12 protein-coding genes are annotated in these 12,604 nt (G+C 63.2%); 5 read left to right on the forward strand and 7 right to left on the reverse strand.

Annotated features, from left to right (window positions below; translation table 11 throughout):
• The first annotated feature begins 27 nt into the window (after positions 1-27).
• The gene (locus ACP8LP_RS05685; protein WP_016667743.1) at positions 28-1,545 is read left to right on the forward strand and encodes a S10 family peptidase; all 1,518 of its coding nucleotides are present in this window, start codon (positions 28-30) and stop codon (positions 1,543-1,545) included.
• 21 nt (positions 1,546-1,566) lie between these two features.
• Here the strand turns inward: ACP8LP_RS05685 and rsgA are convergent, their stop codons facing one another.
• From rsgA to ACP8LP_RS05700, 3 genes are read right to left on the reverse strand one after another with little or no spacing between them, the layout of a single operon-like run.
• Complete coding sequence (gene rsgA / locus ACP8LP_RS05690; protein ID WP_279187153.1) at positions 1,567-2,568, reverse strand: ribosome small subunit-dependent GTPase A; 1,002 nt, start codon at positions 2,566-2,568, stop codon at positions 1,567-1,569.
• Positions 2,569-3,858: a 3-phosphoshikimate 1-carboxyvinyltransferase gene (gene aroA, locus ACP8LP_RS05695; RefSeq protein ID WP_279187154.1), complete on the reverse strand. Its 1,290-nt coding sequence runs from the start codon at positions 3,856-3,858 to the stop codon at positions 2,569-2,571.
• The gene (locus ACP8LP_RS05700; RefSeq protein WP_036976010.1) at positions 3,848-4,480 is read right to left on the reverse strand and encodes a DoxX family membrane protein; all 633 of its coding nucleotides are present in this window, start codon (positions 4,478-4,480) and stop codon (positions 3,848-3,850) included. Before ACP8LP_RS05700 ends, aroA begins: the two co-directional genes overlap by 11 nt.
• A gap of 190 nt (positions 4,481-4,670) precedes the next feature.
• Here ACP8LP_RS05700 and ACP8LP_RS05705 point away from each other — a divergent pair, with 190 nt between their 5' ends.
• The gene (locus ACP8LP_RS05705; RefSeq protein ID WP_016667739.1) at positions 4,671-5,381 is read left to right on the forward strand and encodes a sigma-70 family RNA polymerase sigma factor; all 711 of its coding nucleotides are present in this window, start codon (positions 4,671-4,673) and stop codon (positions 5,379-5,381) included.
• Positions 5,372-5,647 carry an anti-sigma factor RsrA gene (locus ACP8LP_RS05710; protein ID WP_171048569.1) on the forward strand — a complete coding sequence of 92 codons (276 nt, stop codon included), beginning with the start codon at positions 5,372-5,374 and terminating at the stop codon, positions 5,645-5,647. Before ACP8LP_RS05705 ends, ACP8LP_RS05710 begins: the two co-directional genes overlap by 10 nt.
• Before the next feature lie 51 nt (positions 5,648-5,698).
• Here ACP8LP_RS05710 and ACP8LP_RS05715 read toward each other — a convergent pair whose 3' ends face one another.
• The gene (locus ACP8LP_RS05715; RefSeq protein ID WP_369797015.1) at positions 5,699-5,773 is read right to left on the reverse strand and encodes a 50S ribosomal protein bL37; all 75 of its coding nucleotides are present in this window, start codon (positions 5,771-5,773) and stop codon (positions 5,699-5,701) included.
• A gap of 181 nt (positions 5,774-5,954) precedes the next feature.
• Here ACP8LP_RS05715 and ACP8LP_RS05720 point away from each other — a divergent pair, with 181 nt between their 5' ends.
• Positions 5,955-7,430 (forward strand): sensor histidine kinase, encoded by a 1,476-nt coding sequence (locus tag ACP8LP_RS05720; protein ID WP_279187155.1) that lies wholly within the window; start codon positions 5,955-5,957, stop codon positions 7,428-7,430.
• 69 nt (positions 7,431-7,499) lie between these two features.
• Here ACP8LP_RS05720 and ACP8LP_RS05725 read toward each other — a convergent pair whose 3' ends face one another.
• On the reverse strand, positions 7,500-7,751 hold the full coding sequence (locus ACP8LP_RS05725; protein WP_002513444.1) for a WhiB family transcriptional regulator: 252 nt from the start codon (positions 7,749-7,751) through the stop codon (positions 7,500-7,502).
• A gap of 278 nt (positions 7,752-8,029) precedes the next feature.
• On the opposite strand from ACP8LP_RS05725, the gene ACP8LP_RS05730 reads away from it, so the two are divergent.
• Positions 8,030-8,428, forward strand: a complete 399-nt coding sequence (locus tag ACP8LP_RS05730; RefSeq protein ID WP_279187156.1) for a hypothetical protein — start codon at positions 8,030-8,032, stop codon at positions 8,426-8,428.
• A 48-nt stretch (positions 8,429-8,476) separates the two neighbouring features.
• Here ACP8LP_RS05730 and ACP8LP_RS05735 read toward each other — a convergent pair whose 3' ends face one another.
• Positions 8,477-8,653, reverse strand: coding sequence for a DUF6104 family protein (locus ACP8LP_RS05735; protein ID WP_279187157.1), 177 nt, complete (start codon positions 8,651-8,653; stop codon positions 8,477-8,479).
• Between the two features lie 76 nt (positions 8,654-8,729).
• Positions 8,730-12,530: a multifunctional oxoglutarate decarboxylase/oxoglutarate dehydrogenase thiamine pyrophosphate-binding subunit/dihydrolipoyllysine-residue succinyltransferase subunit gene (locus ACP8LP_RS05740; RefSeq protein WP_484483334.1), complete on the reverse strand. Its 3,801-nt coding sequence runs from the start codon at positions 12,528-12,530 to the stop codon at positions 8,730-8,732.
• Positions 12,531-12,604 lie beyond the last annotated feature (74 nt).

Raw genomic sequence — 12,604 nt, forward strand, 5'->3', positions numbered from 1 at the left:
TGCGACCGACGGCCCTAGGCTTAGGTCATGACGACAGACGAAACCCCCACCGTGGCCGCTGACGCGCCAGCTCCGACTGATGACCTGGTGACAACTCACCACACCATCTCCACGGTTGACGGTGACCTCAGCTACACCGCAACCACCGGACGCATCGTTCTGGGCAGCGAGAAGATCGCCAACAATGCCTTCACCGCTCATATGCCGCAGGCTCTCATGGGCATCACGGCCTACACCCTGGACGACACCGATCCCACCACGAGGCCGTTGACATTCGTGTTTAACGGCGGCCCGGGATCCTCCTCGGTGTGGCTGCACATGGGCCTTGTCGGCCCACGTGTGGTTGATCCGGGAACCCCCGAGGAGCCGGCCACCCCGCCGTTCCACCTCATTGACAACGGGCACACGCTGCTTCGGGAGACCGATCTCGTTGTCATTGATGCGATGTCGACCGGATACTCCCGAGTCGTCGATGGCGAGGATCCAAATCAGTGGCACGGCTGGAGCAAGGATGTCGAGCTCGTCAGCGAACTCATCCGACTGTGGGTCACCCGTCATGGCAGGTGGGGAAGCCCGCTCTACCTGCTGGGAGAGTCCTACGGAACTGTCCGGGCCGTGAGTGTTGCCCAGCGCCTGCAGGACACCTTCTCGCTGTACCTCAATGGCATCATCCTGGTCTCCTCCGTGCTCGACTTCGGTAATCAGGACTTCGAGGACCTCACCTGGGACCGAGCCTGCGTCGACTTCCTGCCGACCTATGCCGCCGTCGCACACTACCACGGCCACAACTCTGATCGCGGCCTGGAAGACGTCCTCGCAGAGGCCGAGGAATTCGCCGACGGCCCCTACCGTCAGGCTCTCGCTGCCGGCCATCGCCTCGACCCTGCGGAGAGGGCTCAGGTCACGGCGACCCTGTCCCAGCTCACCGGCCTGGATGTCAGCTACATCGAGCGTGCCAACCTGCGCATTGAGCACATGCGCTTCTGCACCGAGCTGCTGCGTGGCGAGGGCAAGGTCGTCGGCCGTATCGACGGTCGCTACAAGGGTGCATTGCCGAAGCGGACCGACGAGGTCGCCGACACCGACCCCAGCGGCGACGACACCGGCGCAGCCTTCGTCCACGGCTTCCAGCACTACCTGCGCAGCGAACTCGAGGTGACCACGGAGTCCCAGTACAACCTGGGCCTGCCGCTGTACCGGAACTGGAACTACAAGGAGTTCCAGGGCCGTCCGGTCAACGTCACCGACAAGCTGGAACGGGTCATGCGTGCTCAGAAGGGTCTGCACGTGCGCGTCGAGTACGCCCATTACGACCTGGCCACCCCTTACTTCGCGGCCCGTGACACCATCAACCATCTCAAGCTTGACGACGATGCCTTCGATCGCATCGAGGAGGCCTTCTTCGACACCGGTCACATGCCGTACCTCGGTTGCCGTGACGAAGAGGCTGACGGTATCGCGACCTTCATCCGTCGGACCAGTGGACGTCCCGTGACCGAGGTGCTCGAGGAGAACGCCGAGGACCACGGGGACGGCAGCGAGTGAACGACGTTGCTACCGCCCTGCTCAACGCGGGGCGGTAGCACTCAACAGACGTCGCAGCGAGTCCACCCGGGACTGCCGCACCGTTCCCGCAGTGAGGGCGTCGTCGATGGCGCACTCGGGGCTGTCGGCACTGTGGCGGCATCCGCGTGGGCAGTTGACGGCAATCTCATCCAGTTCCTTGAAACCGGCGAGGATGCCGTCGGGCTCAACGTGGGACAGACCGAAGGATCGCACCCCTGGGGTGTCGATGATCCAGCCGCCTTGGGGCAGCGGGATGGCTTCCGCGCTCGTGGACGTGTGACGACCGCGCCCGGTGACGTCATTGACGTGGCCGGTGACGCGATGGACGCCGGGAACCACGGCATTGATGAGTGTTGATTTTCCGACCCCGGAGTGGCCGACGAGCACGCTGATCCTGCCGTCCAGCAACTCGTGAAGGTCCTTCAGGTCACTACCAGGGCGGCTGGTCACGACCGGAATCCCCACATCCGAGTACAGCTCCACGAAGTCATCTCCCGGCGCCAGATCGGCCTTGGTCAGGCAGAGGATGGGGGAGACACCGGCGGCATGGGCAGCCACCAGGATGCGGTCGATCATCCCGGGACGCGGTGGGGGATCGGCGAGGGCGGTGACGATGACCACCTGATTGGCGTTGGCAACGATGGGACGCTCATGCGGATCGGTGTCATCGGCCGTGCGCCGCAGGACGGTGGCCCGGTCCTCGGTGTGGACGATTCTGGCCAGGGTTCCCTCGGCACCTGAGACATCGCCGTCAAGACGCACCTTGTCGCCGACGATGACTGACTTCCGGCCGAGTTGTCGTGCCTTGGTGGCGATGACCTCGACGTCGTCATCGAGCCGGCAGCGGTAGCGGCCCCTGTCGATGGTGATGACGGTCCCGACAGGCAGCGATGAGTGATCCGGGCGTTGCTTGGTTCGCGGCTTGGTACGGCGACGTGGCCGGTCGTAGGAGGACCAGTCGCCGGTGTCGATTCCCGAGGAAGCCAGACGTCGTGGCGACACTCAGCCCTCCTTGACGAGTTCAGCCCACATCTGTGGGAACTGCGGCATGGTCTTCGACGTGCACGTGATGTCGTCGAGTTCGATCCCCTCGACGGCCAGGCCCAGGAGGGCCCCGGCATGGGCCATCCGGTGATCGGCGTAGCACCCGAACAACCCGCCATGGAGGGAGTCGGCACCCTGGCCATCGATCTGCAGACCGTCCTCGGTCTGCCGGACGGTGACGCCGATACCGGACAATTCATGCTCGAGGGCGGTAAGGCGATCTGTTTCGTGGCCGCGAATGTGTGCGACCCCACGAATACGGGACGGGCCTTGGGCAAGGGACGCGACTGCGGCTACCACGGGGGTGAGCTCGCTCGCCTCGTGCAGGTCGACGTCAATCGGTTGGAGGGCATGCCATCCGGGAGCCTCCAGTGTCATGGATCCCTCGGAACGAGTCGCAGCAGCTCCCATCGTGGCGGCGATCTGGATGAACTGCGCTCCAGGTTGAGTGCTGGAAGCTGGCCACGCCGGCACCGTTACGGATCCGCCAGCGATCATGGCTGCGGCGAGGAAGGCGGCGGCATTGGTGAGGTCTGGCTCGATGACATCGTCGAGAGCGTGAATCGGGCCGGGACGCACCACCCAGCGGCAGGGCTCGTCACTGATCACCGTGACGCCACGCTCTGCCAACATCTCGCAGGTCATGGCAATGTGGGGAGCTGACGGCACAGACGCCCCGTCATGACGAAGATCAATACCGCGCGGGAAGCGAGCGGCGGGCAACAACAAGGCCGAGATGAACTGGCTAGACGCCGAGGAATCGATCGTCACCTCGGGGCCACCGAGACGGGCAGGAGCCGTCATGGCGAATGGCAGTTGGTCGGCATCAACTGTCACACCGAGCTGACGCAACCCGTCGAGAACGGGTCCGACCGGGCGTCGGGACGCCTGCTCGTCACCGATGAATCGGGTCTTGCCAATGACGAGTGCGGCTACCACCGGGAGAAACCTCATGACGGTACCGGCGAGGCCGCAGTCAATCGGGCCGGCATAACGCGCCAGGTCAGGAACGACCCGAACTGAGGACGGGCCGGCAGGCTGGATGTCGGCACCGAGGCACTGCAGCCCGGCGGTCATGAGGTCAGAGTCACGTGAGGTGAGGACACCGTCGAGGACGCTGGGCCCGTCGCCGAGTGCCGCGAGGACAAGGGCGCGGTTCGTCTGGGACTTGGATCCCGGGACGACGACACGCCCCGCGAGACGATGGACGACTCGCGGGGCGGTCCAGTGATGCTGGTCAGTCAGCAATCTTCTTCTGAGCCTTCTTGGCCTTCTTCTCGGCCTTCTTCTGAGCCTTGGCGGCTTCCTTCTGGGACTTCTCGAGCTTCTTGCGGGCCGACTTCGACAGGTCGTCGAAGGAGGAGCTGATGGCCTTGCGCTGGTCACTGGCAGCAGACGAGACGCGACGCTGGGTGTCACCAGCGCGCCAGGCCAGGCTGGGACGACCGGCGGTGTCGCGGGAGGCCATCATGGCCCCACCCAACAGAGCGACGTTACGCAGCAGGACCGAACGAGCCGCGGCACGCTCGTCCCTCGGCAAGGACTTGTCAGGAATGGAAGCGAGCACATGCGGAACCATCGTGGTGGCAACAACTCCGGCACCGACACGACGGGCGAGACCCGTCGCCATTCCGAGACCGCCAAAAGCCTGGGCGGCGCCGTTGATGCGAACCAAGGTCTTGGTGTCCTCAGGGATGTATGCGCCGACAGATGCCGGCAGTGCGCGCTGAACCAGAGGAAGGAGACGGTCAGCGACCGGCTCGGCATCCTCCACGAAAGAATCGGGCTTCATCGCGGAGTTCGTCCCCTTGACGATGAAGTAACTGGCGAACATGGTCCGGCCCAAGCCTCGGATGATACTCATGGGCATATGTCTACCGCGCCAAGGCTTTCCGCGGTAGCCGGATGGGCAATATTTTCGTCAGATGAACGGTCGCCGTGGGAATAGATCAACCTTTGTGATGCGTTGACCCGACATGAACGCTGTCCTCACCACGCCGTGCACCAGGCGGAGCCGTCGCCCGTCCGGTCATCGGCGCTGTGCACTAAGCTGGACAGCGATGACCACACGACAGTTCGAACCCAGGATGGATCGTCACGGGGACGTGCCGGGCACCGTGGATGTCGCCAAGGAAACCGAGGCTGAAAGAGCCGAGCGGTTCGAACGTGACGCCCTCGAGTATCTCGATCAGCTCTATGGTGCTGCATTGCGGATGACCCGAAACCCGGCTGACGCCGAGGATGTCGTCCAGGAGACCTACGCGAAGGCATTCGCGTCATTCCACCAATTTCGTCCCGGAACCAATCTCAAGGCCTGGCTGTATCGCATCCTGACGAATACCTACATCAATTCGTATCGCAAGGCGCAGCGCCGACCGCAGACCTCAGATGACCAGGACATCGAGGACTGGCAGATCGCGCGGGCGGCCTCCCATGACAGCAATGGGCTTCGGTCCGCCGAATTGGAAGCCTTGGACGGGCTGCCCGACCAGCAGATCCTTGACGCTCTCGACGGGCTGTCCGACGAGTTCCGGCAGGTTGTTCTGTTGGCCGATGTCGAGGGATTCGCCTACAAGGAGATCGCCGAGATCATGGGAACGCCTATCGGGACGGTCATGAGTCGGCTCAATCGTGCCCGTAAGCAGTTGCGAAAGCAGTTGGTCGACGTCGCCGGGGCGCGGGGGATTGGCCCTCATGCCGGTCAGATTGACGAGGAGGACCTTGGTCGTCCGGAATTGGCGCGTAGTGCAGGAAAGGAGGGATCACGATGACGCTGTCTAATGGTGACGAGGAGTCCTGTTGTTGGGTCATCGACCACCTCCAGGAGTTCTTGCACGGCGAGATGAGCGAACAAGAGGCCGACGCCTTCCGTCGTCACATCGCGGCCTGTGAGAGCTGCATGGACGAGGCGGACATGGAAGCAGCCGTGTCCCGAGCCCTCAGACGATGCAATCGCACCGTTGCCGCACCGATGCAATTGAGAACCCGCGTCGTGCAGATGCAGGTGTCCTATCGTTGGCAGGCCGGAGACCGCTGACTAGTAAAAGGCCCCCGTCCATATGGACGGGGGCCTCGTCATCCCAAAAACTCAGGCGTTGGGACGCTTGCCGTGGTTGGCGCCCTTTTTGCGACGCGCACGACGCTTACGACCAGTCTTGCCCATGGCGCTCTCCTTCCTGAGGGGTCAGAAGCCTCCCTACTGATGAAGGAGGGTCCGCGCGGATACGCGGCAACGACGATCAATTCTGCCGTATGGGGCGGGCCTGGCCCAAATTGAAACGCACATTCGTCGACACGTTGATGCCAGTTGGAGCTGGCTGGATTCTGGTCACTAGAGTGACGGCATGCCTGCCATCAATCGTTTGGTCGCTGACCGGACCAGCCTCGCTGCCGCCGACATCACGTGGCTCGAGGAACTTGTCGACGACTGGCAGATGCTCGCTGACACGTCCTTCTCGGATCTCATCCTGTGGGTTCCGGACAAGGACCCCAATGTGTTCTGGGCAGCCGCCCAGGTACGTCCGGACACCGGCCCGACGGCCCTGGAGGACGACGTCGTCGGTGAGTCGGTCTCCTACGACGACGAGAGCCTGGTCACCGAGGCGTTCATGAGCGCCGAGATGTGCGAGACCAGCGACAACAAGCTGTCGGCGGGTATTCCTGTGGACGTCTGGGCGATTCCCGTCATTCGTCATGACGATGTCATCGCCGTGGTCGAAAGACACACCAACCAGATGGGGGTGCGGGCTCCCGGAAGCACCGAGGACAATTACCTTGAGATTGCCGACATCCTTTCGGAGATGCTTCATCACGGCCGGTTCCCACTCTTCCCGGACTTTGACAGGGCTCTGGCGCCGAAGGTCACGGACGGGGTCATCCGGGTCGCATCCACAGGAATGGTGACCTTTGCTAGCCCGAATGCCCTGTCGGCCTTTCGCCGCTTGGGCCTGACAGGAGACTTGGACGGCGAGTACTTCATCCCGATGGTTCGGGACCTGTGCCCCAAGGTGCGTGAAGTTGGTCAGTCCTTCACCCTTGATCTGGAGGGTCGTTGGCTTTCCGAGACCGATATTGAGAATTCCGAGGCGACCCTGCGTGCCCGCGTCATTCCGTTGCAGACCTGGTTGGACGACGTCGAGGTCTCGGCAGGAACGATGATTCTCATCCGCGACCTCACCGAGTTGCGGGACCGAGATCGTCAGCTCGTCACCAAGGACGCCACGATCCGCGAGATCCATCACCGGGTGAAGAACAACCTGCAGACCGTGGCGGCTCTCCTGCGTCTGCAGTCGCGGCGGATGAAGAATCCGGATGCCAAGGAAGCTCTCCGACAGGCCATGGGGCGAGTCTCGGCCATCGCCGTGGTGCACGAGATCCTGTCGCAGAACTTCGAGGAGCAGGTGGCTTTCGACGAGGTTGCCGATCGCATTCTCCACATGGTCGGAGACGTCGCGGCATCTTCGGGGTCCGTGGCGGCACGGCGTGAAGGGAGCTTCGGCAGTGTTCCTGCCGAGACCGCCACAGCCTTGTCCTTGGCAACGACGGAGCTGTGCCAGAACGCCATCGAGCACAGCTTGGATTCCTCGTCGGGAAGCGTCATCGTGCGTCCCTACCGCACCGATGATTCGCTGGTCGTCGACATCGTCAACGACGGAAGTCCCCTGCCGGAGGGATTCTCACTCGACCAGCACCGCAGCTCCTTGGGGCTGTCCATCGTCACGACGTTGGTCCAGGACCTCGGTGGAACCTTCACCCTCGAAAACAATCCTGACGGCGTGGGAACCTGCGCCAAGCTCATGATTCCGCTTGACCGGTCGTGAGTATGTGACGCGACCGATGGTTGTCCCGGAACGGATTCGAATGATTCCGGGCTGCCTGTCCGAGCTGAGTCAGGAACGACGAACGCGGGAGCGGGACTGACGACGCTTGATCGCGCGCCTCTCATCCTCGCTCATGCCGCCCCACACACCGTGATCCTGGCCGGCTTCCAGAGCCCAGGCCAAGCACTCGGCGCGAACCTCGCACCGGGCACAGACCTTCTTCGCCTCCTCGATCTGGGCAAGGGCTGGGCCAGTGTTCCCAATCGGGAAGAACAGCTCGGGATCCTCACTCAGGCAGGCAGCCCTGTGGCGCCAGTCCATGCCTCTTCGACTCCTTCTCCCCAGCGCAACCCGGGGCACGTGTGATGTGCGGGTGGATGACCCGTCATGCCGTACGACCGACGAGTGGCCGTTCGGCGGGCAACCATGAAAGTCTGGCAACCGTCGAATGTTTTGGCAAGAGCATCCACCGAAGGACGAACATCCTCCCACGAATCGCTCGGACACGATGAACGTCGGTCCAGGCGAGGACGCCTCAAGGAGTTCGCGGCCAGTTCAATTATGATACGTCGTCGGTCCACCCGTGCAGGAGCAAAACAATGATTCCGTCAAGTGAGCAGGATTCACGATCGTCTGCGTTGCGCGGCGGCATCCCGGTATCGGTCCTGGTCGCGGTGGTGGCGACCTGGATCTGCGCGATTGCCCTCCTCGTGGTGGCCATCGCGGTCATGGTGAGTGGTCGCGACGTCTTCAGCGCCGGAGTAGGCGCGATGCTCATCATCTATGCCGCTCTCGTCGTGCTGGTCGGCTGGATGGCCGTGAAGAGACGACCGCCGGCGCAGGGGCTCATGGTCGCCAGTGGTCTACTACACGTCGTTGTCCTGGTATCACTGCAGCGTTCAGGTGGCCCGGTGTGGTTCTGGATCCTGGCCGTCATCCCGGCTGCGGCTGTCATAGCTTCCTTGTCGCCACGGTCGCGAGCCTGGCTGCGGGACTGATTGCCCCGCAGCCAGTCGTCACCGCATCGGTTCCGGGCTCGTGGTGGCTCAGTCGTTCTCGTCGTCGAGTCGGGCGAGGAAGGTGGCCAGACGCTCAACGGGGACTTCGAACTCCGGGTTGAGGTCGACGAAGTGACGTAGCTCGTCGGCCAACCACGCGACGGTGATTTCCTCGTCTCCGCGACGATCTTCCAGTTCCTCAATGCCCCTGTCGGTGAAATACATGGGCACAATAATGCACCACAGCATGCGCCACGGCGCCACCCCTCATGGGATGGCGCCGTGGTGGTGTTCGGGCGGGTCAGGCCATGGCCTTCTCGAGCAGCTCCTGCTCCTCGCGGACGTGCACACTGTGCTGGCCCACGGAGGGGGCCGAGGACGGCGGGCGCGTCACGGCTGTCAGGCCATCGAAGAAGCCAGGCAGCTTGTCGGACATCGCGTGGGGCAGATGAGTGAGGATGTAGTACCAAGCACCCTGGTTCTCCGGCTCCTCCTGCACCCAGCGAACGTCAGTGACATTGCTGTAGGGCTCGAGCACCTCGGCCAGTTCCTTGTCCGGCAGCGGGTAGAGCCGCTCCAGCGGGATGATGGCCAGCTGACCGTCGAGCCCGGCAGCCTTGCGCTGCTTGACGAGTTCCCAACGCACCTTGCCTGAGCAGAGGATGATCCTGGTGACGGCCGACGGATCAGTGATGGACGGATCGGGCAGAACCGGGTGCCACTTGCCAGTGGTGAACTCCTCCGGGTCAGAGGTCGCCATCTTGTTACGCAGCATGGACTTCGGAGTCGCGATGACGACCGGTCGGTGCCTGTTGACGTAGGCATGCTGACGCAGCAGGTGGCTGTAGCTCGCCGGGGTCGAGGGCTGGCAGACAGCCAAGGCTCCCTCACTGCACAGGTTGAGGAAGCGCTCCAGGCGGGCCGAGGAATGGTCCGGTCCCTGGCCCTCATAGCCGTGGGGGAGCAGCAGGACGACGCCGGACTTTTGCCCCCACTTCGAACCTGCCGAGGCGATGAACTCGTCAATGATCGTCTGGGCTCCGTTGACGAAGTCACCGAACTGGGCCTCCCACAGCACCAAGGAGTCCGGACGGGCGACCGAGTATCCGTACTCGAAGCCCATCGCCGCGTACTCGTTCAGCGGGGAGTCGAGGACGTCCAGGTGAGCCTGCTCACCACCGAGGTGGTTGACGGGCACGTAGAACTCTCCGGTCGCACGATCGACCAGGGCTGCGAAGCGCTGCGAGAAGGTGCCGCGGCGGCTGTCCTGCCCGGCCAGGCGGACGTGGATGCCGTCACGCAGCAAGGAGCCCAGGGCGATCATCTCGCCGGTCGCCCAGTCGATCCCACCCTCGCGAATGTGCTTGGCACGACGCGTCATCTGAGGGGCAACCTTGGGATGGGCGTTGAAGGTCTCCGGTAGGTTCTCGTGAGCCCGGGCGACGGCCTCCAAGGTGTGGGCCTCGACCGTGGTCAGATGCAGGCCACTGTGCTTGACCGGGTAGTCCGGAACGCCGCTGTAGGGCTCTGGCTTCGAGGTGGCCTCACGGACCTCCTTGAAAACTGTCTCGAGGCGAGACCGGAACTTCGACATCACAGCATCGGCGTCCTCGTCGGTGATGTCACCACGACCGATGAGGCTCTCGGTGTAGAGCTTTCGGGTCGAACGCTTCTCAGCGATGAGGTCGTACATGTGCGGCTGGGTGAAGCTGGGATCGTCACCCTCATTGTGGCCGCGGCGGCGGTAGCAGACCACGTCGATGACGACGTCACGGTGGAAGATCTGGCGATACTCGTAGGCAATACGAGCAGCGTGGACCACCGCGGCGGGGTCATCTCCATTGACGTGCAGGACCGGGGCCCCAACGGCCTTGGCAACGTCGGTGCAGTAGGTCGAGGAACGTCCGTCACGGGGCGAGGTGGTGAATCCGACCTGGTTGTCGACGATGACGTGGATCGTGCCACCGGTGCGGTATCCCTCGAGCTGGCTCATCTGCAGGGTCTCGTAGACGACACCCTGACCCGAGAAGGCAGCATCACCATGCATGAGGATTGGCAGGACCGGGAAGTTGTCCGGGTTGCCCAGAGCGTCGAGTTTGGCCCGGCAGATGCCCTCGAGGACAGGATCGACGGCTTCGAGGTGACTCGGGTTGGCGGCAACCGAGGCCTTGATGGTGTTGCCGGAGGCTGCGGTGAACTCACCCTCGTCACCGAGGTGGTACTTGACGTCACCCGATCCCTGGGAGTTCACCGGCTCGGCATTGCCCTCGAACTCACGGAAGATCTGCCCGTAGGACTTGCCGATGATGTTGGCCAGCACGTTGAGACGACCACGGTGAGGCATGCCGATGCAGACCTCGTTGAGGCTGTCGTCGGCAGCCAGGTTGCACAGTGCGGCCAGCAGGACGATGGCCGACTCGCCACCCTCGAGGCTGAACCGCTTCTGACCGACGAACTTGGTCTGCAGGAAGGTCTCGAAGATCTCGGCCTCATTGAGCTGGTCGAGGATCTGCAGGTGCATCTCGCGGGAGAGGGGCTGGTGCTCCTTCTCGAAACGATCCTGGAACCACTTGCGCTGCTCGTGATCAGCGATGTGCATGTACTCGATGCCCATCGTCGAGGCGTAGGAGTCACGCAGGATCGTGAGGATCTCACGCAGGGTCATGATGGCGCGACGCTGCCCGGCGAAGTTCGCGATCGGGAAGGTGCGGTCCATGTCCCACAGGGTGAGGCCGTGGCTGTTGAGCATGAGGTCGTGGTGGAACCGCGGCCGGTACTCGATGGGATCGATGTCAGCGGACAGATGGCCGAAGCGACGCCAGGAGTCGATGAGTTCGATGACGCGAGCCTGCTTGCCGACCTGGTCGGGGCGGTTGGCCTGACGGTCGCTCGCCCACTGGACCGGAGCGTAGGGGATACGCAGGGATTCGAAGATGTTCTCGTAGAAGCGATCAGCACCCAAGAGCAGCTGGTGCATGCGACGCAGGAATTCGCCGGACTGGGCGCCCTGGATGATGCGGTGATCGTAGGTAGAGGTGAGGGTCGTCACCTTGGAGATGCCCAGCTCCGCCATACGGGTGGGGGAGTTGCCCTGGTAGGCAGCTGGGTAGTCGATCGATCCGACGCCGAGGATCATGCCCTGACCAGGCATGAGGCGGGCAATGGAATGGTTGGTTCCGAAACCGCCTGGGTTCGTCAGGGAGGCCGTGACTCCCTTGAAGTCCTCGATGGTCAGCTCATTGGTGCGACCCTTGCGGACGATCTCCTCGTAGGCACGCCAGAAGTCGAGGAAGTCCATCTGCTCGGCGCCCTTGATGGCGGGCACCACGAGTTTGCGGGAGCCGTCCTTGTTGACGACGTCGATGGCCATGCCGAGGTTGATCTGATGGTTCTCGATGAGGTGAGGCTTGCCGTCGATCTCTGCATAGGCGTTGTTCATCGCCGGAACGGTCTTGAGCGCCTGCACCATCGCATAGGCGAGGATGTGGGTGAAGGAGATCTTGCCGCCCTTGGCCTTGCGAAGGAAGTTGTTGATCATGGTGCGCTGCTCGATGACGAGCTGCATCGGTACGTCACGCACCGTGGTGGCCGTCGGCATGGTCAGCGACTGATCCATGTTCTTGGCGGTGCGCATCGGCGCACCCTTCATCTTCGTCACCGTGGGCTCGACAGTTTCCAGCTTGGCGCTGTGACGCGGGGCGTCAGCCGTCAGAAGAGGACGGGCAGGCTCGCGGGAGGTCTTTGATGGTTCGGGCTTCGATGCCATGTCCTTGACCTTCGGTGTCGGGGTGGGGGCGGTTGATGCAGCGGGTTTGGGAGCCGGCTTGGGCTCGGCCTTCGCAGCCGGAGCAGGCTTCTGGTTAGCGACGGGGTTGGGAGCCGGTTCAGGCTTGGGATCCTGACGAGCAGGCTGTTCGCCGGCTGCCGATCCGGTCACCTCATCGGACGTCTGGGCCGCCTCGTGGTGAAAAAATGTGACCCAAGCAGGATCGACCGAACTCGGATCATTCTGGTACTGGTCACGCATCTCCTCGATGAGCCAGTCGTTGGCTCCAAAATCAGGAGAGTTGTTGGACTTGTCGTGTGGGGCGGGACTCACCACTGCCTTCTTCCGTCAAACCGTCGTGTCAAGCACTCGCGGAACCTCTGGAAAGGCCCTCCGAGCTGCGCTGCTCT

The organism is Cutibacterium sp. LaCa_89, assembly GCF_058177555.1.

What these genes read in the sequence shown, in the direction of transcription:
- ACP8LP_RS05685 (WP_016667743.1), top strand. Translation starts at nt 28, where the DNA reads ATGACGACAGACGAAACCCCCACCGTGGCCGCTGACGCGCCAGCTCCG.
- ACP8LP_RS05730 (WP_279187156.1), top strand. Translation starts at nt 8,030, where the DNA reads ATGATTCCGTCAAGTGAGCAGGATTCACGATCGTCTGCGTTGCGCGGC.
- ACP8LP_RS05725 (WP_002513444.1), bottom strand. Translation starts at nt 7,751, where the DNA reads ATGGACTGGCGCCACAGGGCTGCCTGCCTGAGTGAGGATCCCGAGCTG.
- ACP8LP_RS05720 (WP_279187155.1), top strand. Translation starts at nt 5,955, where the DNA reads ATGCCTGCCATCAATCGTTTGGTCGCTGACCGGACCAGCCTCGCTGCC.
- ACP8LP_RS05705 (WP_016667739.1), top strand. Translation starts at nt 4,671, where the DNA reads ATGACCACACGACAGTTCGAACCCAGGATGGATCGTCACGGGGACGTG.
- ACP8LP_RS05700 (WP_036976010.1), bottom strand. Translation starts at nt 4,480, where the DNA reads ATGCCCATGAGTATCATCCGAGGCTTGGGCCGGACCATGTTCGCCAGT.
- ACP8LP_RS05735 (WP_279187157.1), bottom strand. Translation starts at nt 8,653, where the DNA reads ATGTATTTCACCGACAGGGGCATTGAGGAACTGGAAGATCGTCGCGGA.